The 19,153-nt window shown below is 61.1% G+C and carries 19 protein-coding genes and 1 riboswitch; of the genes, 10 read left to right on the plus strand and 9 right to left on the minus strand.

Annotation, left to right across the window (positions count from 1 at the left end):
* Together AC1D1Z_RS09645 and AC1D1Z_RS09650 are read left to right on the plus strand one after the other, a co-directional pair.
* The coding region (locus tag AC1D1Z_RS09645; RefSeq protein ID WP_477850326.1) for a hypothetical protein at positions 1-328 on the plus strand (328 nt) is incomplete at its 5' end.
* A gap of 225 nt (positions 329-553) precedes the next feature.
* The gene (locus tag AC1D1Z_RS09650) at positions 554-1,264 is read left to right on the plus strand and encodes a methyltransferase family protein (protein ID WP_026188458.1); all 711 of its coding nucleotides are present in this window, start codon (positions 554-556) and stop codon (positions 1,262-1,264) included.
* 51 nt (positions 1,265-1,315) lie between these two features.
* Here AC1D1Z_RS09650 and AC1D1Z_RS09655 read toward each other — a convergent pair whose 3' ends face one another.
* Both AC1D1Z_RS09655 and AC1D1Z_RS09660 read right to left on the minus strand, forming a co-directional pair.
* Positions 1,316-1,846, minus strand: coding sequence for a gamma carbonic anhydrase family protein (locus AC1D1Z_RS09655; protein ID WP_018242733.1), 531 nt, complete (start codon positions 1,844-1,846; stop codon positions 1,316-1,318).
* 10 nt (positions 1,847-1,856) lie between these two features.
* Positions 1,857-2,552 (minus strand): fumarylacetoacetate hydrolase family protein, encoded by a 696-nt coding sequence (locus AC1D1Z_RS09660; protein WP_018242732.1) that lies wholly within the window; start codon positions 2,550-2,552, stop codon positions 1,857-1,859.
* Positions 2,553-2,836: 284 nt separating this feature from the next.
* Here AC1D1Z_RS09660 and AC1D1Z_RS09665 point away from each other — a divergent pair, with 284 nt between their 5' ends.
* Together AC1D1Z_RS09665 and AC1D1Z_RS09670 are read left to right on the plus strand one after the other, a co-directional pair.
* On the plus strand, positions 2,837-3,589 hold the full coding sequence (locus AC1D1Z_RS09665; RefSeq protein ID WP_130652713.1) for a nucleotidyltransferase domain-containing protein: 753 nt from the start codon (positions 2,837-2,839) through the stop codon (positions 3,587-3,589).
* A gap of 44 nt (positions 3,590-3,633) precedes the next feature.
* The gene (locus tag AC1D1Z_RS09670; RefSeq protein WP_018242730.1) at positions 3,634-4,173 is read left to right on the plus strand and encodes a GNAT family N-acetyltransferase; all 540 of its coding nucleotides are present in this window, start codon (positions 3,634-3,636) and stop codon (positions 4,171-4,173) included.
* A gap of 48 nt (positions 4,174-4,221) precedes the next feature.
* Here the strand turns inward: AC1D1Z_RS09670 and AC1D1Z_RS09675 are convergent, their stop codons facing one another.
* Positions 4,222-6,195, minus strand: coding sequence for a CHASE2 domain-containing protein (locus AC1D1Z_RS09675; protein ID WP_477850330.1), 1,974 nt, complete (start codon positions 6,193-6,195; stop codon positions 4,222-4,224).
* Complete coding sequence (locus AC1D1Z_RS09680; RefSeq protein ID WP_477850332.1) at positions 6,195-9,983, minus strand: FecR domain-containing protein; 3,789 nt, start codon at positions 9,981-9,983, stop codon at positions 6,195-6,197. The genes AC1D1Z_RS09675 and AC1D1Z_RS09680 overlap by 1 nt, the downstream gene beginning before the upstream one ends.
* Before the next feature lie 128 nt (positions 9,984-10,111).
* Here AC1D1Z_RS09680 and AC1D1Z_RS09685 point away from each other — a divergent pair, with 128 nt between their 5' ends.
* Positions 10,112-10,651, plus strand: a complete 540-nt coding sequence (locus AC1D1Z_RS09685; RefSeq protein WP_130652711.1) for a Pycsar system effector family protein — start codon at positions 10,112-10,114, stop codon at positions 10,649-10,651.
* Between the two features lie 102 nt (positions 10,652-10,753).
* Here the strand turns inward: AC1D1Z_RS09685 and AC1D1Z_RS09690 are convergent, their stop codons facing one another.
* Both AC1D1Z_RS09690 and AC1D1Z_RS09695 read right to left on the minus strand, forming a co-directional pair.
* The gene (locus tag AC1D1Z_RS09690; RefSeq protein ID WP_130652710.1) at positions 10,754-11,242 is read right to left on the minus strand and encodes a RidA family protein; all 489 of its coding nucleotides are present in this window, start codon (positions 11,240-11,242) and stop codon (positions 10,754-10,756) included.
* Positions 11,236-11,961: an SDR family NAD(P)-dependent oxidoreductase gene (locus AC1D1Z_RS09695; RefSeq protein WP_130652709.1), complete on the minus strand. Its 726-nt coding sequence runs from the start codon at positions 11,959-11,961 to the stop codon at positions 11,236-11,238. The genes AC1D1Z_RS09690 and AC1D1Z_RS09695 overlap by 7 nt, the downstream gene beginning before the upstream one ends.
* Positions 11,962-12,154: 193 nt before the next feature.
* Between AC1D1Z_RS09695 and AC1D1Z_RS09700 the strand changes: the two genes are divergently transcribed.
* A complete protein-coding gene (locus tag AC1D1Z_RS09700; RefSeq protein WP_113544290.1) occupies positions 12,155-13,057 on the plus strand; it encodes a LysR family transcriptional regulator in 903 nt (300 codons plus the stop codon).
* A 113-nt stretch (positions 13,058-13,170) separates the two neighbouring features.
* Entirely contained in the window at positions 13,171-13,947 is a 777-nt protein-coding gene (locus tag AC1D1Z_RS09705; RefSeq protein WP_028732776.1) for a DUF1194 domain-containing protein, read from the plus strand.
* A 123-nt stretch (positions 13,948-14,070) separates the two neighbouring features.
* Here AC1D1Z_RS09705 and ampC read toward each other — a convergent pair whose 3' ends face one another.
* Entirely contained in the window at positions 14,071-15,228 is a 1,158-nt protein-coding gene (gene ampC / locus AC1D1Z_RS09710; RefSeq protein ID WP_477850337.1) for a class C beta-lactamase, read from the minus strand.
* Positions 15,229-15,351: 123 nt separating this feature from the next.
* On the opposite strand from ampC, the gene AC1D1Z_RS09715 reads away from it, so the two are divergent.
* Positions 15,352-16,236 carry a LysR family transcriptional regulator gene (locus AC1D1Z_RS09715; protein ID WP_130652707.1) on the plus strand — a complete coding sequence of 295 codons (885 nt, stop codon included), beginning with the start codon at positions 15,352-15,354 and terminating at the stop codon, positions 16,234-16,236.
* Positions 16,237-16,354: 118 nt separating this feature from the next.
* Here AC1D1Z_RS09715 and AC1D1Z_RS09720 read toward each other — a convergent pair whose 3' ends face one another.
* Together AC1D1Z_RS09720 and AC1D1Z_RS09725 are read right to left on the minus strand one after the other, a co-directional pair.
* A complete protein-coding gene (locus tag AC1D1Z_RS09720; RefSeq protein ID WP_028732774.1) occupies positions 16,355-17,044 on the minus strand; it encodes a VOC family protein in 690 nt (229 codons plus the stop codon).
* Positions 17,045-17,218: 174 nt separating this feature from the next.
* A complete protein-coding gene (locus tag AC1D1Z_RS09725) occupies positions 17,219-17,653 on the minus strand; it encodes a 6,7-dimethyl-8-ribityllumazine synthase (protein ID WP_018242719.1) in 435 nt (144 codons plus the stop codon).
* Between the two features lie 78 nt (positions 17,654-17,731).
* Positions 17,732-17,874, minus strand: a riboswitch (FMN riboswitch).
* Positions 17,875-18,117: 243 nt separating this feature from the next.
* Here AC1D1Z_RS09725 and AC1D1Z_RS09730 point away from each other — a divergent pair.
* Together AC1D1Z_RS09730 and AC1D1Z_RS09735 are read left to right on the plus strand one after the other, a co-directional pair.
* Positions 18,118-18,564: an SRPBCC family protein gene (locus AC1D1Z_RS09730; RefSeq protein WP_130652706.1), complete on the plus strand. Its 447-nt coding sequence runs from the start codon at positions 18,118-18,120 to the stop codon at positions 18,562-18,564.
* A gap of 233 nt (positions 18,565-18,797) precedes the next feature.
* Positions 18,798-19,109 carry a GCG_CRPN prefix-to-repeats domain-containing protein gene (locus AC1D1Z_RS09735; protein ID WP_028732772.1) on the plus strand — a complete coding sequence of 104 codons (312 nt, stop codon included), beginning with the start codon at positions 18,798-18,800 and terminating at the stop codon, positions 19,107-19,109.
* Positions 19,110-19,153: the final 44 nt, after the last annotated feature.

Raw genomic sequence — 19,153 nt, forward strand, 5'->3', positions numbered from 1 at the left:
GAACTATCACTGGTTCGCTTACGGCAAGGCGGCTATCGTGACCGCCTGCAAGGGAACGATCCTGCAGCTCGAGCGGGAAGAGACGGTCTATTCCGAGCGTTGGGGCCGCCGCGCCTACACGGGCACCGGCAAGCGTTATCCCGGCGGCATCTGTCCCATTTCGGCGGTCGCCTGCGTTTGCGATACGCCCGACGACGTCAATGCCGTTATTCAACTGGATGTCGAAGCGCAGGACGAATTTTATCAGCTGATCGCCAAGGCCGAAGCCAGAGTTCAGGCTCTTGCCTCTTCATCACGAAACAGCCAGTTTCTGGAAGCTGCCGAGTAGGCGGCTCTTTACCGAATCCGCCCTGAGCCGTTATTGCGGCAACGGCAGAATTTCTCCGACATCTCGAATCCTGGATGCAAAGGCGTCGCTGCGATCAAGGCAGCTTTCGTCGCTACCCTGCCATTAGGGAGCGTTCCGTCTCCTCAATCCGGTGCGGTAGTGTTAGACTCGGGCGGCAGCCGTTGGGATGCAAACAGCTCGTTCCCGGTTGAACGGAGAGCGGTCATGACAGAGCAAGACACTCGGCCCAATCACTCGTTCGCAGCGACGGCGCCATCGCTCGGCTCGCTCGCCATCACCATTGCCGTGATGTTTGCCGCGCTATTCTGGCCGGCCGGTACGCTCGACTGGCCGCGTGGCTGGATCTTTCTGGGCCTCTTCCTTGCACTGACATGTGTCGCGATCGTCTGGATCTGGCGGACAAATCCGGAGCTGTTTGCGGCGCGCAGCCGATATCAGAAAGGCACCAGGCCCTGGGACGCGGTGGTGGCGACGCTGACAATCATTCTCTTTGCCGCCATTCTTCCGGTCGGTGCGTTCGACGATGGGCGTTTCCATTGGGCGCCGCAGCCCGGTTGGATCGTCCTCATCGGCTATCTCCTGATGACATCAGGTTATCTCGGCCTAACCTGGGCGCAATCCGTCAACCGGCATTTCGAGCCGACGGTGCGCATCCAGACCGACCGCAACCACAAGGTAATCGACACCGGACCCTACGCCGCCATCCGCCATCCCGGATACGCAACCGCTATCGTGCTCAGCATCGGCATGGCACTGTCGCTTGGATCGCTCTACGCGCTGATCCCCGCCGGCCTGCTCGTTATCGTCCTCTTCGGCCGTACGCTCGGCGAGGAAGCCGAACTGCGCAAGGGCCTCGAAGGCTATGCGGACTATATGGCGCGTGTGCGTTGGCGCTGGATTCCGGGCGTGTGGTGAACGCCTTGGCGGGCGCAAAGGGCGCCTGACCACCAGCCTCGCGTTATCCTATCAACCGATCTGCCTGAGATCGCGCGCGAAGCGTTGCCAGTTTGCGACGTAGTTTTTTGCCGAGCGGCGGATGGCTTCGATTGCCGCCTCGTCGAGCACGCGCACCGCGCGGGCAGGTGTTCCGACGATCAGGGAATTGTCGGGGAATTCCTTGCCTTCGGTCACCAGCGCATTGGCGCCGACAAGGCAGTTGTTGCCGATCTTCGCACCGTTCAGGATGGTCGCACCCATGCCGATCAGCGTGTTGTCGCCGATGGTGCAGCCGTGGAGGATGGCGTGATGGCCGATGGTGCAGTCTTTGCCTATCGTCAACGGGAAGCCCATGTCGGTATGGGCCATCACGCCTTCCTGGATGTTGGTGCCTTCGCCGACGGTAATCGGCTCGTTGTCACCGCGCAGCACGGCGCCGAACCAGATACCGACATTCTCGCCGAGCTCGATCTGGCCGATGATATTGGCGTCCGGTGCGATCCAATAGAGGCCGGCGGCGGGCAGTTTCGGCGTCGATCCGCCAAGTGCGTAGACGGGCATCGCTTTCTCCTCAGACGACCTCGACCGATAGGGTGGCGACGCCGTCGATGCCGCAGTTGATGCGATCGCCCCTGGCCACCGCGCCGACGCCGGCGGGCGTGCCGGTCATGATGATATCGCCTGGTGCGAGGGTGAAGAGCTTCGACAGTTCTGCGATGATCTCCGGCACCTTCCAGATCATCTGGTTGAGATCGCCGTCCTGCACGCGCTTGCCGTTCTGTTCCAGCCAGATCTTGCCTTCGGCGGGGTGGCCGAGGCGGCTTGCCGGAATGATCGACGAGACGGGGGCGGAATGTTCGAAGGCCTTGCCGACTTCCCAGGGACGGCCGAGCTTCTTTGCCTCGCCCTGTAGGTCGCGGCGGGTGAAATCGATGCCGACGGCATAGCCGTAGATGCAGTCGAGCGCGTCGGCGGCCTCGATGTTCGCGCCACCCGATTTCAGCGCCAGCACGCACTCGACCTCGTAATGCACGTCGTTCGACAGCGGCGGATAGGGAAAGGCCTTGCCCGCCGGCAGCAGGTTGTCGGCATTCTTCTGGAAGAAGAAGGGCGGCTCGCGGCTGGGATCATGGCCCATCTCGAGCGCATGGTCGGCATAGTTACGCCCAACGCAATAGACGCGGCGCACCGGAAAACGCTCGGCGCTGCCCTCGACCGGCAGCAGCACCGGTTGCGGAAGCGGGATAACGGTGACGGGATCGGACATTGGCGGGTTCTTCCTGTTTACGAGTCTTGCGCCATCTTAGACGGAAAACATCGCGCCGGGAAAGCCGTCCTTGGCGTCCGGCTTCGGTGCATTGACGCTCTCACGGTGGCGGGTTAACCTTAGCCATGAGCAGGATTTTTGCAATTTCGACGACGTCTACGACCACCGCGCCGCGGTGGGTGGTAGACGCGTGAACTGAATTCCGTTCATCGCTGCTAAGACCAACCCGCCGGAGACGAGCGGGTTTTTTGTTCCCGCCCGTGTCCGCATTCGAGGACGAGATCGTGGACGATATCCAGAAGCATATTCTTGCGGAGCGGGCGCTGGCCGCTGCCCGCAACTGTGTCGCCAGCCGCTTTGCCGGGGCTGCTTTCACTTATGTAGCCGGCTCCCTCATGCGCGGCGAAGGGACCGCCTTTTCGGATATCGATCTGGTCGTCGTGTTCCCGTCTCTCGAAAGAGCCTGGCGGGAATCGTTCACTGAGGACGCTTTCCCGGTCGAGGCCTTCGTCCATGATCCGCAGACGCTGGCGCATTATCTCCATCAGGATGCCGACAGCGGCTATCCGATCATGGTCAACATGGTCGCGACGGGCTGTATAATGGGATCGGATATCGACAGCGCGCGCGTCATCCAGGCAAAGGCGGCAAGGATGCTTGCGGCGGGGCCGAAACCTCTTGCCGGGGTAGATTACGACTTGCTGCGCTATCAGGTCACCGATCTGGCCGACGACCTGCGCGGAACGCGCCCGCCCGAAGAGATCGCCGCCATCGCCGCGCTGCTCTATCAGAAGCTCGCCGACCTGATCCTCCTCGGGCGTGGCGCGTGGTCTGGCCGGGGAAAGTGGGCGCCGCGTCTGATGAGAGAGCTCGACGCGCAATTGGCGGCCGAATTCGACATGGCATTCGGGCTGGCGGCAGCGGGTGACGGCGCTCGATTCCTGGCTTTGGCCGACCGAGAGCTTGCCGTGCATGGTGGCCGCTATTTCGAGGGATTCAGGCAGAACGCGCCGCTGGAAGCGCGCCGCCTGGAATAGTTTGGTATCGGTCACATTGCCGCGTTTTGAAAATTGGATGGAAGATGCTTGAGTATGAATTCAAGGGTGCCTTGCCGTCGGCGGTAAGGCGTACCGCCAGATTGCGTCTCAGAATTCCCGTGGAAGGGGATATCGATTTCCTGACCCGACTTTTTTCGCAGCCGGAATTGGTCGCGCACCGACCGGTACCACGGCCGGACTCGCGCGAGGAAAGTGCAGCGCGGCTTGCGCGCGACATCGGGCATTGGAAAGATCACGGGTTTGGGCGCTGGGCCGTCGAGGCGAACGGTGCGCTGATCGGTTTCGGCGGCGTAACCCTTTCCAAGGAATTCGACGGCCTCAATCTTTCCTATCATCTGCAACCCGAAAGCTGGGGGCAGGGGTATGCCACGGAATTGGTCAGGGAAGCCCTGGTGTTTGCCTTTGATGATCTGCATGGGGAGCGGGTGATCGGATTGGTTCGTACCGCCAATGCCGCTTCAAGACGTATTCTTGAGAAGTGTGGCTTCAACTTCGAGCGGGAGGTGATGCTGCATGGCGCGCCAACCAACATGTACGCCTTTGGCAAAACGAGCGGCTTATGAACGAACATCCGTGCGCAATTATCAGGCGTGACGAGACGTCGCCGCCGGTCATTCCTCGCCGGATTCAGCCAGCGCATCGCGGACGATCGCGTAATAGGGGGCAAGCTCGGGGATATCGGCGGCCAGCCTGTCGAAGGCGGAGTCGGATGGCGCAAGGGTGCCGGCGTATTTCGCTTGCGTGAAGGCCCGATGGGCGGCAAGGGCTTCGGCCTCGGCCTTGTGCACGACGGTATAGACAGGCGAGGGGACAGTGCGGCCTTTGACGATGATGCGATCGAGCTCGACGACGGTGTGGGTGCCGGCGACCAGCCTTGCGGTCTCCTCGCCGAGCAGCAGTGCTACGCCATAATTCTTCGAGGCGCCTTCGAGGCGGGAGGCGAGGTTGACGCTGTCGCCGAGGCAGGAATAGTCGAAGCGGCGGGTCGAGCCCATGTTGCCGACGATGCATTCGCCGGTGTTGATGCCGACGCCCATCTTCAGCACGTGCGGCTTGCCGCCGCGCGCCGCCGCCTCCCGTTCCAGCTCACGGTTCAGGCTCGATATCGCCGCCTGCATGGCGAGCGAGGCGGTGACCGCGTGGAGCGCATGGTCGGGATCGTCGAGCGGGGCGTTCCASAAGGCCATGATGCAGTCGCCCATATATTTGTCGATCGTGCCGCCATGATCCATCACGACGTCGGAAAGCGGCGTCAGCAGCCGGTTGATCAGGCCGGTCAGTTGCTCCGGATCGTCCTTCAGCGTCTCGGCGATGGTTGTGAACCCACGCACATCCGAAAACAGCACGGAGAGCGTGCGCCGCTCGCCGCCAAGCTTCAACTGCGAGGGATCGTTCGACAGGCGCCGGACCAGATCGGGCGAGATATATTGGGCGAAGGCGCGGATGATCTGCCGCTTGTTGCGGCGCTCCTCGGCATAATCGAAGGCGGCCTGGCCGAAGGCGACCGAGACATAGGCAACGACTGGCCCGAGTGGCGAGACGAAGACATGGGCAAAGCGGATACCCGCAAAACTCGCCGCTGCGAAGGCAAGCACTGCCGCGGCGCTGGCGACGATCGTCAACCATCCCGTCGAGCGCCAGACGGTGGCGGCGGCAAGCAGCACGGTGATCAGGATGCAGGCGGCGACCAGCGGCAGGCGGGCTTCCGCGATCGACAGGCCACGACGGATATTGTCGTAGATCGTCGCCTGGATCTCGACACCGGAGACCAGCTTGCCGGTGTGAACGGTATAGGGCGTGGCAAAGGCATCGACGCCACCCTTGTCGATGGCAGGCGCATTCTGCAGGCTGAGGCCGACCAGCACCACGCGGCCCTTGAAATAATCCGGTGGCAGCAGGTTCTCAGGGTCTAGCGCCTGGTAGTAGGAGACGGTGGGATAGCTGCGGGCCGGGCCGAAGGATTGGATGAGTCGGCCGGCCGACAACACCTCGGCCGGACCTCCGGACGCCTTTGCCAGCATAGCGGCGAAGCCGTCCTTATAGCCGGGAATACGCCGGAACGTGCCGTCGCCGCTGAGATCGATCGAGGCAATGCCGGTCACAGCACCCGCTTCGGTCAGTTGCGGCAGCGGCGTCGCGCGGATCAGCTGCGAAGCCTGTGGCGTCTCGATTAGTGTTTCGTCGCCGGCGAGCACGACATCGGGGCCGACGGCCTTGGTGATCGCATCGTCGTTGTAGGGGTTCGAGGGTTCGGCCATGATGATGTCGAGGCCGATGACACGGGCGCCGGCCGCGCGTAACTGCCTGATGAGTTCGGCATGCAGGCTGCGCGGCCAGGGCCATTGCGCATTGATATCGGCAAGCGAAGGTTCGTCGATCGCGACGATGACAGGCCCGCCTTGCGGTGGGCGTGGATCGTCGACGGTCGAGAGATAGTCGAAGCTTCTGAGTTCCAGCAACGACCATGCCGGCAGGCGCGACAGCAGCGAGATGGTGACGAGGGTGGCGAGCGCCAGCACCAGCAGCCTGAGATGACGGCTTTCAGCTTGCCCGCCGGCCGGCCGAGGCTTGCCTCGCACCGGCATCAGAAGCGGACTTTGAGCGTGCCCTTGAAGGCGCGGCCCCAGCCGGGCACGCCGGGCGTGAGCTCGAAATCCTCATCGAGCAGGTTATAGGCGGCCGCTTCCAGCGCGATGCGTTTGTCCAGGGGTYCCCAGATCAGGTGGGCATCGAGACTCCAATAGTCGTCGAGTTTCGTGCCGAGGTCGTCACCATCGCGCTCGCCGACATAATTGGCCGCCACAGTCGCCTTGACCTTGGCCTCATTGACCCAGGTCAGCGCGATCTGGCCAGAGTTGCGGGGAATGAACGGCAGCGAGCCGCCGTAGTTCGGCTCCAGCGGGTCCTTGTTCTCCGATTCCATGTAGGCATAAGTGGCGGAAAGGCCGAAACCATAGCCGAGCGCGACGTTGGCAGTCACGGCGGCGCGGTCGACGCTGCCGCGCGACAGCGGCAGGCTGTCGGCCGCCGGAAGCGAGATCAGCGGAAAGTCGATCGAGAAATCATGCAATTCCTGGTGCTGGTATTCGACCGAGGTGAAAAAACGATCGGTCCACTCGGCATCCCATTGCAGCGCGACCGTATCGCTATAACCTTCGATACCGACCGAGAACTGGTTCGGCTGCAGGCCGAGGATGCCGATCGGAGCGAGGGTGGGAACGCCGGTATCGACGCTCTGACGCATGAAGGCGGCGCGCAGCCAGTGGTTCTGAACGGGCGACCAGGCAAGGCCGAAGCGCGGCTCCAGCCGGCTGACATCGACGCCGTCGCCTGACATGTGCGTGCCGAACAGCGCATATTCGCCCTTCAGATCAGGCGCGATCTCGTGCAGCACGTCGACATAGGCGCGGGCGATATCGACGCGATTGTCGGCCTCCGTGGGGCCAAGCGTCGTGCCGTCGAGGAAGCCCGGAACGATATCCTCGATGTGCAGGAAGCTGCTGTTGTGGGCATCGATCCAGCCGCCCTCGATGCCGTAGCGGAAGGTCAGCGGTCCCGCCCCAATGTCGTGATTGAGGGCTGCGACATAGGTCTTCGAGCTCTGGTCCTGGCTGATCTGCGCGAAAGGGCGGATATCGGTGCCGGGACCGCCAAGGAACGGCACAGTCTCCCAATCGAACGCCAGTTCGTCGGTGGTCTTCGTTCGCGTGCCGGAATAGAGCAGCGCTGCATTCAGCACGTTTTCGTAGCCAAATGTGTGGCTCCAACCGATGCCGGCATTGGTCGCCGTAATGATGTCGCGCCGGGTCTGATAAAGCGGCAATTCGTCGGGCACACGCGGGATGCCGAAAAAGGGGACGAGGATGGGATCGAACAGCCCGTCGTTCAAAATGGTCGACAGCTGGGAATTGCTGCTCAAGGTATCGAGGTCGAAATCGCGTTTGGCGCCGTTGAAATAGGCGACGACACGATCATCAGGGGTGATCGTCGCTGTGAGATAACCGTTGCCGCTCAGGATCTTGTTCTCGGTGGAGAAGCCGCCGAAATCCGTATAGTCGCCATCGCGGGCGATCTCCTCCCAGTTCAGGTTGCCGTAGAAGCTGAGCGGGATGGTCTCGTTAGAGAAGCCCTGGATCTCGGCCTCACCGATGCGCCTCGTATGGCCATCGACGCTGTTGATGCCGCCGCCGAGTGAACCTTCGATGAAGGGGGTGCGCAGAAGCGTTGCCGAGCGCGAACGGCCCGACAGCATGTGCGGATCGAGCAGCAGTCCCTGGAACAGCGAGGAGAAGCTCGACGTGTTGACGCGATACTGGCTGATGTTGTCGTCGCCGAAATCGGTCGCATTATTGAAGGGGAAGATGCTGCCCTTGATCGACTGGTCGGTATAGCCGCTGCCTTCGAAGGGACTGAAGACGGCATCGCCATAATAACGGCCCCACGCGTCTAGGCCCTGCAGGCGGAAGGCGTTGTTCAGCGTCGAGCCGGCATCCTGGTTGGCGCCGAGCGCGCTGTAGTCGCCGCCGCGCGCCCTGGAGCGGCGGAGAAATTCCTGGGCGTTGCGGATCGCGCCGTCCGCGTCGTAGTCGTCGATGTCGACGGCGGTGCGGAAGGAGGAGATGACGGGATCGTTCTTGTCGAGCCTGTCAGCATTGTCGACCGCCTGTGCGGAGGGGATGCGGTCACCCTTTTCGTAATGGGCGGCGGCGAGCATCAACTGTGACTGCGAATGCGCCGGATTGGCGGTGCTGGCTGCCAGCAGGTCCGCCAGCGCCTTGTCGCGTTCGCCGGTCTGCAGGTAGTAGCGGCCGCGGGCGAGGAGAGCGATGTCGTAGGATGGATCGACCGCGAGCGCCGCATCGATCTCGCGCTTGGCATCCTTCATCCTGGACTGGTCGAGATAGAGAATGGCAAGATTACCGTGGGGAACCGGGTCCTGCGGATCGAGCGCGATCGCCTTCAGGAAGGCCGCCTCGGCCTCGCCATTGGCGTCGCGGGCGCTCTGCAGCAGGCCCATCGAGTTCAACGATCCCGACGCCCCCGGCGCAAGCTCGATGGCGCGGTTCAGATCGGCCAGGGCGCCGTCGATATCGCTTTCGTAGCTCGCCTTGTAAGACGCACGCGCGGCAAGGGCGATCGGATGGTTCGGATCGAGCGAGAGGGCGCGGTTCACCGCCTCCTGCATCTGGGCGCGGTCATCGATCAGCTGCGCCAGCTGGGCGCGGATCGCGGGCAGGGTGGGATCGTCGGGAAAACGCTTCTCGGCGTCCCTGATCACATCGACAGCGGCGCGCGGGTTTTGCAGAAAGCCGGCGGTGTAGGCCTGCATGATCGCGCCATAGGGGCCGACAGCTGATGACGGCGGCTTTTCGACATGGGCGGGATCGGCAAGCGAACGGGCGAAATAGCCGCCATATTGCGCCATGTTCCGGCGGTTGGCGTCGAGATGCGGCAGTGCTGCCGCAAATAGCCTTGCGGCTTCGTCGTAGCGTTTTTCGGAGCCGGCGATCGTGGCATCGATCAGGTCGACGCGGGCCTTCTGGGCGGTCGTCAGCTTACGGCCCCGAACTTCCTGAAGCGTGGCGGCTGCAACCTGCCGGCCATCGAAGGCGCTCTGCACTTCTGCAAGCTCCAGCCAGTCCTCGGTGGTGCGACGCTCCGGCGGCAAAGCCAGCAGCCGGCGGCGCTCGTCGGCCATGCGGCCTGCCGGCAGCGGCGAGGTCGGCATCAGCCCGAAGCCGTCACGCAGGTTCAGGTAGAACAGCATCTGCTCGCGATCGTCGGGTGTGACGATGACGAGCTTGCGCGGCGCCTGGCCGATCGTGGCGACCGCTCCTTCCCCCTCGTTCACCTCGACGCTGCCCTGCGGGTTGGTGAGCGCGACGCGGCCTTCGAGCACGATCATCGAGGTCTTGGCGCCCTCGACGGTCATCGTCCAGTCGGTGCCGCGGATGGCGGCTGCTGCCGCCGGCGTTTCCACGGTCAGGCCCTGGCCACCGCGCTCGGCGCGCGCCCAGATCGTTCCCGATTGCAGCTCCAGCGTCGTGTCGCCACTCGCGGCCATCTTCTTGACCTGCAGCGAGGAATTGCGGCCGAGACGGACCTGGGTGTGATCGGAAAAGACGATGGCGAGCTGGCCGTTGGCATTGGTGCGCAGCACGTCGCCAGTCAGGAGATCCTGATTGATGTCGACGACACGCCAGTTCGACACGTCGATGAAGCGGACCTCCTCGCCGGTCTTGCGGGCGATGACGGATCCGGCAACCGGTGTTGCACGCTGAACAGGGTCGGCCGCCGCCGGCGGCGAAAAGCCTGGCAAGACGAGCGCAAGCGCCACCCCGGCGCGACAGATGTTTTTCCAGCGACCCAGCATGACCCAACCCCAACTCCCACATCCCCTTTGTCCATGTAGAAAAGAAAAGTCAAGCGCATTGCACACGTGTTCTTGAATTCGCCGTGCAGTGTAATATCAGGGAAACACTTTGTAGCTGGAGTATTCAGGTGAGCGATTTCGAAAATGCAACTGATCTTATGCTGAGCGCGCCGTCGAGCGGTGATATCAGTTCCGAGTATTTCGACCATATCAAGAAAATCAACGACATATTCTACGACCAGGTCAAGATATCTGACCAGAAGGCTGCCTATATCTTTACTTTCATGCTAGCCTTCCTGGTGAGTTCGAGCGAGGTGAGGGCAGTCTTCAGCCCGGCACGCTACGCGAGCGGGGCGCCAGGGAGCATGCTGTTGTCGGGCCTGCTTGCTGCAGCCTCGGTCTTTTCCATCCTTTCGGCGATCCTCGTCGTGTTGCCGCGCCGTTTGGACAGCTCGACCTCGCTGTTCTGGGGCGCCTGGCAGAACCACCGCGACCCGTTCTTCGAGGCGGCACTGAGGCGCGACGAACGCTATCTCTTCGACCAGTATCTCGAAAACGCCAACATCCTCTCCGCCATCGCCCGCAGCAAATATCGTTGCGTTACCTTCGCGTTCCGCGGGCTGATGGTGAGTGTGATCGCTTACGTGCTGCTGTTGGTGGCGGTGTGAGCGCAACATGGCTCAAGAGAGCCTCGCCCTGAGGTGGCCCGGAGGGGCCTCGAAGGGCGAGGCATGCTTTCGCCGGGCACGCAGAAACGTGCCCGGCTACTTTCAATCCTCGACTTCGAGGATGAGTTCAAGTTCGATCGGCAGGCCGAGGGGCAGGCTGGCGACGCCGAGCACGACACGGCCTGAGAGTTTTTCCTCGCCGAAGACCGCAAGCAGCATTTCGGATGCTCCGTCCGCAACCTTCGGATGGTCGCGGAAATCGCCTTCGGTCGCGATATAGACGCCCAGCTTGACGACCCTAACGACCCTGTCCAGTGAACCGAGATAGTCCCTGGCGGCGGCGAGCGCGCTGAGCGTTGCCGTTTCGGCCGCCTTCTTGCCGCCTTCGGCCGTCAGAGCACCGCCGACGCGGCCGATATAGCGCGGCTCATGGCCGACGACCGGCAGCATCCCGCTGAAGAAGACCAGGTTACCGGTCCTTATCGCTTCGACATAGGCCCCAAAGGGTGTCGGCGGCGGGGGAAGCGTGATGCCGAGTTTCTGCAGCCGCCGTTCCGCGCCGGCTACCTGCGTTTTCGCATGGTCTACCATCTGCCCAGATGTGCGCCGCCGTCGACGTGCAGCACCTCCCCGGTTACGCGCGGCGCTTCGGTGAGGAAGACGACTGCGTCGGCGATCTCCTCGACGTTCGATATGCCTGCCATCGGCGACAACGTCTTCAGGAAATCCTTCGGATTGTCCTTGTGCAGCGGCGTGTCCACCACACCGGGAGCTACAATATTGAAGCGAATTCCTTCGTTCGCATATTCCATCGCCAGGTTCTTGGAGATGGCGTTGATACCGCCCTTTGTCATCATCGACACCGAAGCGGAGAAACCGGCGATCGGATGATCGGTCAATGGCGTGGTGATGCTGACGACGCTGCCGCCCGTTTTCTGTGTGAGCATCTGCCTGACGACCAGTTGGGTCAGGTGGATGAAGCCCTCGAGATTGGTCGAGGACAATTTTTTGAAGTCGGCCATGGTGAAATCGACGAACGGCTTGGCCAGGAAAATGCCGGCATTGTTGACGAGGCCGTCGATCGAGCCGAACCGGTCGATTGCGGTCCTTGCCACCAGCGCGGCGGTTTCGGCATCGCCAATGTCACCGTCGACGAGCGCCAGCTTGTCGGAGGCTTGGAAGGCGTTCGAAGTGCTGACCTGGCGCGAGGTGGCGACCACATTATAGCCGCGCTCGATGAAGGCGTTAACGAGGCCGGCTCCGATACCCTGCGAGGCGCCCGTGACGATGACTGTTTTTTTCGTAGTCATGCTGATCTCCATAAACTGGTTTGGGCAACGCGGGCCTTGCATTTGCGAAGGCCGGGTCGCTCGAGATGGGGCTGCTGCGAATGCGCCTCCATCGGGTTGTCTTGTTTTCGCAAGGTGAATATGGCGAAAACTCCATTACCCGATTAGATGGAAATGTCTGGATTCTCTTTTGCATCCATGCAAAAATCTAGCGATGGCTGATCTGAACGATATCGCAGTCTTCGTGAAGGTGGCGCAGTACGGCAGCTTCAGCCGTGCTGCCCATTCCCTCGGCATGCCGGTATCGACGGTCAGCCGGAAGGTGACGTCGCTGGAGGAGCAGCTCGGCGTGACGCTGCTGCAGCGGACGACCCGCAAACTGAGCCTGACCGCCCAGGGCCGGGCCTATTACAACAGGTGCAGTGAACCGCTCGCCCATCTCCTCGACGCCGAGCAGGTACTCACCGAGACACAGAGAAAACCGGAGGGTTTGCTGAAGATCTCCGTGCCTGTCATCTTCGGACAGGAGGTCTTTTACGAATTCGTCTCGGCCTTCCTGAAGGCATATCCGAAGATCCAGGTCGATCTCTTCGTCACCAACCTGTTCCTCGATCTGATCGCGGAGAACATCGACCTCGGCATCCGTTTCGGCGAACTCAAGGATTCGACCATCGTCGCGCAGCGGCTCGGGAAGAGTGTGCGCTATCTGGTCGCTGCGCCCGAGTATCTGAAGGGCAGGGTGCTTCCCTTGAAGCCCGAAGACCTGAAGGACCATCAGTGCATTCTGTTGAACGGCCGCAACGGCGAAGCGGAATGGGATCTCGTGAACGGGCGCAAAACTGTTCGCCTGCATGTGTCGGGGCCGGTATCGAGCCGGGATTTCGATGCGGTGAGCGCCTTCACCTATCGCGGACACGGCATCGGCCTGCTGCCTTCGACCTATTGCGACGAACAGATCAGAAGTGGCGAACTCATCCGCCTGCTGCCAGACTGGTCGTCCGAGGAAATTTTCGTGCACGCCGTCTATCCCACGCGCCGCTTCCTGCCTTCCCGATTGCAGGTCTTTCTCGATGCGCTGAAGGCATGGAAGACCCCCTTGTGGCTTCCCTTGCATTGAAGGCCTTCCGCTCCATCACCGAAAATTGAAGCCGTGCGCGTGGGCGAGCGTCCTGCGTCGGCCAAGCTGTGTTAGAGTTTGCTGGCTTGGATGGCGCAGGGATTGGATTACCAATGCTGACGACACTTGCGGTGCTTATGGGGCTGACAGGCATTACCCCGGCCGCGCAGGCGGGGGGAAGCGAGGTCGACGTGACGCTGGTGCTCGCCGTCGACACCTCGCGGTCGATGGATTTCGAGGAGATCGGCATCCAGCGCGAGGGCTATGTCGAGGCGCTCAAGCACAAGGAATTCATCGACGCGGTGAAGGGCGGGCTGACCGGCCGCATTGCCATCAGCTATTTCGAATGGGCAGGCTATGTCGTCCAGGATTCCGTGATCGACTGGCAGGTGATCGAGACGGAAGAGGATGCGATCGCGTTTGCCGACAAGCTCGAAGCCAGGCCGATTGCCACGCAGCGGCGCACATCGATCTCCACCGCGATCGCCCAGGGCGCCAGCATGATCGTTTCCAGTCCCTTTCAGTCCAGGCGACAGGTGATCGATGTCTCCGGCGACGGGCCGAACAACTCAGGCGATCCCGTCACCCCCGCCCGCGACAAGGCGGTGGAAGCGGGCATGATCATCAACGGCCTGGCCATCATGCTGCGACCCTCCGATGCGCCGAACGGGCTCGACAAATATTATGCGGATTGCGTGATCGGCGGCCCCGGCGCCTTCGTGCTGCCGGTCCGCAAGATCGAGGATTTCGCCGTTGCCGTGCGCCGCAAGCTGGTGCTGGAGATCAGCGACCTTTCCCGGCCGGCGACGGTGCAGAAGATCGCTGGCGCTGAGGCGGGCACTGACTGCCTGATCGGTGAGAAGCAGTGGCGGGACATCTTCGACCGCTGATGCCAGAACAGGATGATTTTAAGCCGGGTCGGCCTAAAATCTCAATCCTGTCCTGAATTACATAGTTAGAGCATGATGTCGTCCGAAAACCGCGCACACTTTTCGGCATCATGCTCTACCGGGTTAGCGCGCGGAAATTATATCCGTCAGTATTTGGTAAGCGGCAGAGACTCGATCCTCGTTGGGATAGTTTTTATTGGCCAAGATGACGATGCCAACTCGCTCTTTCGGGATAAACGAGACATAGGCGCCGAAACCATTCGTTGAGCCGGTCTTATTGATCCATACATCGTCGCGCGGTTCCATTGCGGGCATCAGTTGCTTGACGGGAATGGTTTTCAGCATCGCGCTGGAATTGTTGTCCATCAACGTCGTCAGCGTCGCGGGATAAGAATACTGCTCCCAAATAAGGTCTTGGGTCATTGCGCCGACATCGAAGTATTCCCTATGCGTATTCGTGATCGCCTGCCGGAGCTTTTCGTCCAGGTCGACGAGGCCCATGTTCGCGTCGATGAACCGGATCATGTCGCTTGCTGTGGATTTCACTCCATAGGCCTCGGATGAAAGAATGGCAGGTGTCATACGAACCGGCTCACCGCTTCGCTTGTAACCTTGGGCATAGTCGGCCATCCGCGATTTCGGCACATCGATAAACGTGCTTTTCAATCCAAGGGAGGGAAACAGTTTGCCTTCCATCAAGGCGACGAAACCATCGTCCATGCTTTTCGCCGTTATATAGCCAAGCATCCCGATGCTTGGATTGGCGTAAGTTCGATGGGYTCCAGCCTCGTATGAAGGATGCCAGGCTTCAAAATAGTCCATCAGTTGTTTTTCGGTTTTGACGTCATCAGGAATTTGCAGCGGAAATCCGCCAGCCGTGTGCGTGCCCAAATTCATCAGCGCGACATCGCCGAAGGGGCTTCCCTTCATCGATGGAAGATATTTGCTTGCCTTGTCCGACAGCGAAAGTCGGCCGGTCACCTCAGCGTAGGATGTGAGGGTCACTGTAAACGTTTTGCTGATTGACCCGAGTTCGAACATGGTGGCCGCAGTGACGGGCTTGTCGGTGTCCTTCGACACGACGCCGTAGTTGAAGATGTGGTCCTCTCCGTCAACGGTAATGGCAACGGCCATGCCCGGGATGCCGTATTTATCCATGATCGGTTTGATCGCGTTGTCCGAGATGGCTTGCAGTTTCATCTCGTCAGCCGCAAAGCCATTTGAGGAAATGCATGTCGCGACCAGGGCGGCTGATAGAATTCCTATCCAATCAAGCTTCATTTTTTCATCCTCCAGACGCGGTTCAATCAGCGCAAAGGCGCATGAGGACGGCATTTAATGGCACTGTTTTGCGGCAGCAAACGATGATATCTCGGAGGAGATACAAGAAAATCTAGGGCTAAGATGGTTCGGCAATTCCTCCCTTTGAATGGCTTGAGAGCCTTCGAAGCTTCGGCGAGACATCTCAGCTTCACCCGCGCCGCAATCGAACTTTGCGTTACTCAGGCCGCCGTAAGCCAGCAGGTCAAAAGCCTGGAGAAGCGATTGGGCGTTGCGCTTTTCCAGCGCCTCCCAAAGGGTTTGAAAATCACCGCGGAAGGTGAAGCTCTTTTGCCAACGTTGACCAATTCCTTCGATCAAATGGCAATCACGCTGGACAGGATTGAAGCCGGGCAAGTTCGGGAATTGCTGTTTTTGGGCGTGGTTGGAACCTTTGCTGTCGGCTGGTTATTGCCAAGGTTTCCGGATTTTCAACAGCAGCATCCATTCATCGACGTGCGCATTTCGACAAACAATAATCGCGTCGATATGGCCGCTGAGGGGCTGCATTTTGCCATTCGCTTCGGCAGCGGCTCCTGGCACGGCACAGAAGCACTGCGTCTGTTCGACGCTCCGCTTTCGCCTCTGTGCACCCCCAGACTGGCAGACCGTTTAAGATCGCCCGCAGATCTTGCCGAAGCGACGCTTTTGCGGAGCTATAGGGCCGACGAGTGGAGTACCTGGTTCGAGGCCGCGGATGTTCCGCCGGCGGCACAGGTCAACGCAGGGATCGTTTTTGACTCTTCCCTCGCCATGATGGAGGCGGCCATGCAAGGATTGGGAATTGCTCTGGCGCCGCCGTCGATGTTTTCCAGGCATCTGTCATCAGGGGCTATATTACAACCTTTTCCCACGACCATATCATTGGGCAGCTATTGGCTGACTCGACTTCAATCAAGGCCGCCAACGGCAGCCATGCTCGCATTTTCCGATTGGATAACGTCGCAGATCTCTTCCGCATCTCAATGACAGCTTCTGGCGGATCGCGATCCTCGACCTGACGAGGCATAGACACGATAAAACATTTCGGTATGGCGCGCGCCATACCGAAATGCCCTTGCTTCTCAGAGGATGTTGCCGCCTTTGCCTACAAGGGAAGCTGCTTGCCGGCCTGTTCGCTGACCATGTATTCGGCGTACCAGTCCGGCCAGCCTTCGTCGTGCTTGCCGCCGTTTCGCTTCTCGTGTTCACCATGGGCAGTTGCCGCACGGCGGAGTGCTGACGCAAGCTCGGTCGACGTCGTGAATTTCGTCTCGTCGGCGTCGATGCGCCCCGGCAGCCGCGTGGTGACTTCCTGGAACAGCCAGCCGTTGCCGTCGGGATCCTTGAATGAGGCGAAGGAGCGATAGCTGCGATGATCGGGATCGCGGCCGGCGATCCGCAGGCGGCCGAACAGATAGGGTTCGTCCTTGCCGGCATAGACGCCGGCAGCGTCATGGAACACTTCGCTGACCTCGATGCCGCGGGCGATGAGATCGCGGCGAGCGGCCTCGATGTCGGAGACGATCAGGTAGAGCCCCTGGGCGGAACCGGGGGCCGCGGCGGTGACGTTCTTGCCGAAGATGATCGCGCAGCCGGAGCCGGGCGGGGTAAACTGGATTACACGGAAATCGGCATCATTGGCGAAGTCGGCGTCGAGCCGCCAGCCCAGGCCGTCGTAAAAGCGTTTGGCGCGATCGACGTCGGAAACGGGGATGACGACCACCTCGAGCTTGGTGTCGACGGGCTGTGTTCTCGGGGTCTCAATGGGGGTTTCACTGCGCATTGCATTGCTCATCTTCAGCTCCTTGGGGTTTTGGATGCGTTAAGAATGGCGATACATGTCAGTGGCCAGTGGACCACAGTGCGGTGAGGCCGTCGAATCAATTATTCTGTCTGGTTTGGCCGTGTAGCGGAGTTGTATCGAAGCGGCGGGACTGTTCCCGCCGTCTTCTGTTCGTCGAACCGCTGACTACGCGGCAAGAGCGGCGCGGGTTTTGCCGATCGTCAGAGCTGCCTTTGCCGCTTCACGGCCTTTCTCGACGAAGTGCGCGCGGTAGATCTGCTTGTGATGCTCGGTTTCCTGATACTGGTGCGGCGTCAACGACACCGACAGCACCGGCACGCCCGTATCCATGCCGGCGCGCATCAGCCCATCGACGACGGCCTGGGCGACAAATTCGTGGCGGTAGATTCCGCCGTCGACGACGAAGGCGGCGGCAATGACGGCGCCGTAACGCCCGGTTGCCGCAAGATCGCGGGAAAGCAGCGGCATCTCGAATGCGCCGGGAACATCGAACACGTCGACCTGCTCGGGCGGAACGAGCTGGTAGAAGCCATCAAGGGCGCGGTCGACGATGTCGGCGTGCCAGCTGGCTTTGACGAAGGCGTAGCGGGTGGGTGTCACGGTAATCTCCTTTGGCGAACAGACACATCACCCAAGGCGATCACGAACGTCCCCGACAGCCGCAAGGGCGGCAGGAACGCACGTTCTCTTTCATCCGGACTATGACCGTCGGCTCAGGCATCTCACCTGATCTGCTGACCCTTCCTGAGAAGGCGCTCGCGGGCTCGCAATCAAAATTGCATACCGCCGGTAGGGACTTTCACCCCGCCCTGAGAACGGCACGAACAATAGGGGGAAGGCGGCGGGCTGGCAATAGGTCGAAATGCTTTCGCGGCCGGAGCTGGATCAGAGCTCCCCAAGCGGCGATTTCGCTCGTTCGTCGATGGCGACCGGCAATCCCTCTTGCGGAGGAGGGGCATGCGCCTACATGCTCTCTGTGAGGACATCTAGGTCAGAAATACCACGACAAGACAGGACGCGCTGTCTCCGCCTGGGCGGGGCCGTGACAACCATGGGAGAGAGTGATGCCAGAATTTTTCGTCGTTCACCGCGAGGCGCATATCGCGGCGCCGCCGGCCGCGGTGTTTGCGCTGATGACCGATCCGGAGAAGATCCTGCGCTGGATGGGAACGGAAGCGCAGGTCGAGCCGCAGCCCGGCGGACTCTATCTCGTCAACGTCACCGGCGCCCGCTTTGCGCGCGGCTCGTTTCGTGAAGTGGTGCCGGTTCATCGCCTTGCCTACAGCTTCGGCTGGGACGGCAGCGAGGTGGTGCCGCCGGGGTCGAGCCTGGTCGAGATCGATCTGATCGAGCAGGGGGGCGGAACGCTGTTGCGGCTCACCCATAGCGGCCTGCCCAGCGCCGATCAATGCGCCGGCCATGCGGAAGGCTGGGCGCATTACCTCGGGCGGCTGACCGAAGTCGCCGCCGGGCGTAGTCCAGGTCCCGACCCATTTTACGGCAGGACGTAGCCCAGCGTTTCCACCTTCGACATCGCGCGCTGCCAGAACAGGATGATTTTAGGCTGGATCGGCCCAAAGTCTGAATCCTGTTCTAAATTAAAGAGTTAGAGCATAAGGTCGTCCGAAAACCGCTCACACTTTTCGGCATCATGCTCCAGCGCCAAACATGAACGCGCAGTTCATCTCCAGTTCAATTTAGCGGCCATAAAGTGGGGACGGCTGGATTGAAAATGGAGTTCTCGATGAAAGCGCTTTCTATCGCGGCCGCCTTGCTCGTTGGCGGCCTCTCGATCGGCACAGCTGAGGCGACGCCGATGGGGACAATCAATGTCCAGAGCAATGTCACAAAGGTCGACTACGCCTGCGGTCGCGGCTGGCATCTGACGCGCTGGGGCGAATGCCGGCGAAACTGGAGACGCCCGCCGCCGGTAGCTTTCTACGGTGGTCCGCCCCGCTGGGGCTGGGAGCGGCGTCACCGGGATTGGGATGATGGCCCGCGCTGGCGCCATGAGAGGCGCTGGGATCGCGACCGGCGTTGGCGGGATGACGACTAAAGGTCTCGCTTAGATGTAATGGATGAAGGCCGGAGCGATTTTCG

The sequence above is a fragment of the Rhizobium sp. P1_E1 genome (assembly GCF_056406015.1).

Excerpts from the sequence above, each read along its gene's own strand:
- AC1D1Z_RS09690 (WP_130652710.1), bottom strand. The coding sequence starts at position 11,242 with ATGGTAGACCATGCGAAAACGCAGGTAGCCGGCGCGGAACGGCGGCTG.
- AC1D1Z_RS09660 (WP_018242732.1), bottom strand. The coding sequence starts at position 2,552 with ATGTCCGATCCCGTCACCGTTATCCCGCTTCCGCAACCGGTGCTGCTG.
- AC1D1Z_RS09700 (WP_113544290.1), top strand. The coding sequence starts at position 12,155 with ATGGCTGATCTGAACGATATCGCAGTCTTCGTGAAGGTGGCGCAGTAC.
- AC1D1Z_RS09720 (WP_028732774.1), bottom strand. The coding sequence starts at position 17,044 with ATGAGCAATGCAATGCGCAGTGAAACCCCCATTGAGACCCCGAGAACA.
- AC1D1Z_RS09670 (WP_018242730.1), top strand. The coding sequence starts at position 3,634 with ATGCTTGAGTATGAATTCAAGGGTGCCTTGCCGTCGGCGGTAAGGCGT.
- AC1D1Z_RS09650 (WP_026188458.1), top strand. The coding sequence starts at position 554 with ATGACAGAGCAAGACACTCGGCCCAATCACTCGTTCGCAGCGACGGCG.
- AC1D1Z_RS09715 (WP_130652707.1), top strand. The coding sequence starts at position 15,352 with ATGGTTCGGCAATTCCTCCCTTTGAATGGCTTGAGAGCCTTCGAAGCT.
- AC1D1Z_RS09695 (WP_130652709.1), bottom strand. The coding sequence starts at position 11,961 with ATGACTACGAAAAAAACAGTCATCGTCACGGGCGCCTCGCAGGGTATC.
- AC1D1Z_RS09735 (WP_028732772.1), top strand. The coding sequence starts at position 18,798 with ATGAAAGCGCTTTCTATCGCGGCCGCCTTGCTCGTTGGCGGCCTCTCG.
- AC1D1Z_RS09655 (WP_018242733.1), bottom strand. The coding sequence starts at position 1,846 with ATGCCCGTCTACGCACTTGGCGGATCGACGCCGAAACTGCCCGCCGCC.
- AC1D1Z_RS09705 (WP_028732776.1), top strand. The coding sequence starts at position 13,171 with ATGCTGACGACACTTGCGGTGCTTATGGGGCTGACAGGCATTACCCCG.
- AC1D1Z_RS09730 (WP_130652706.1), top strand. The coding sequence starts at position 18,118 with ATGCCAGAATTTTTCGTCGTTCACCGCGAGGCGCATATCGCGGCGCCG.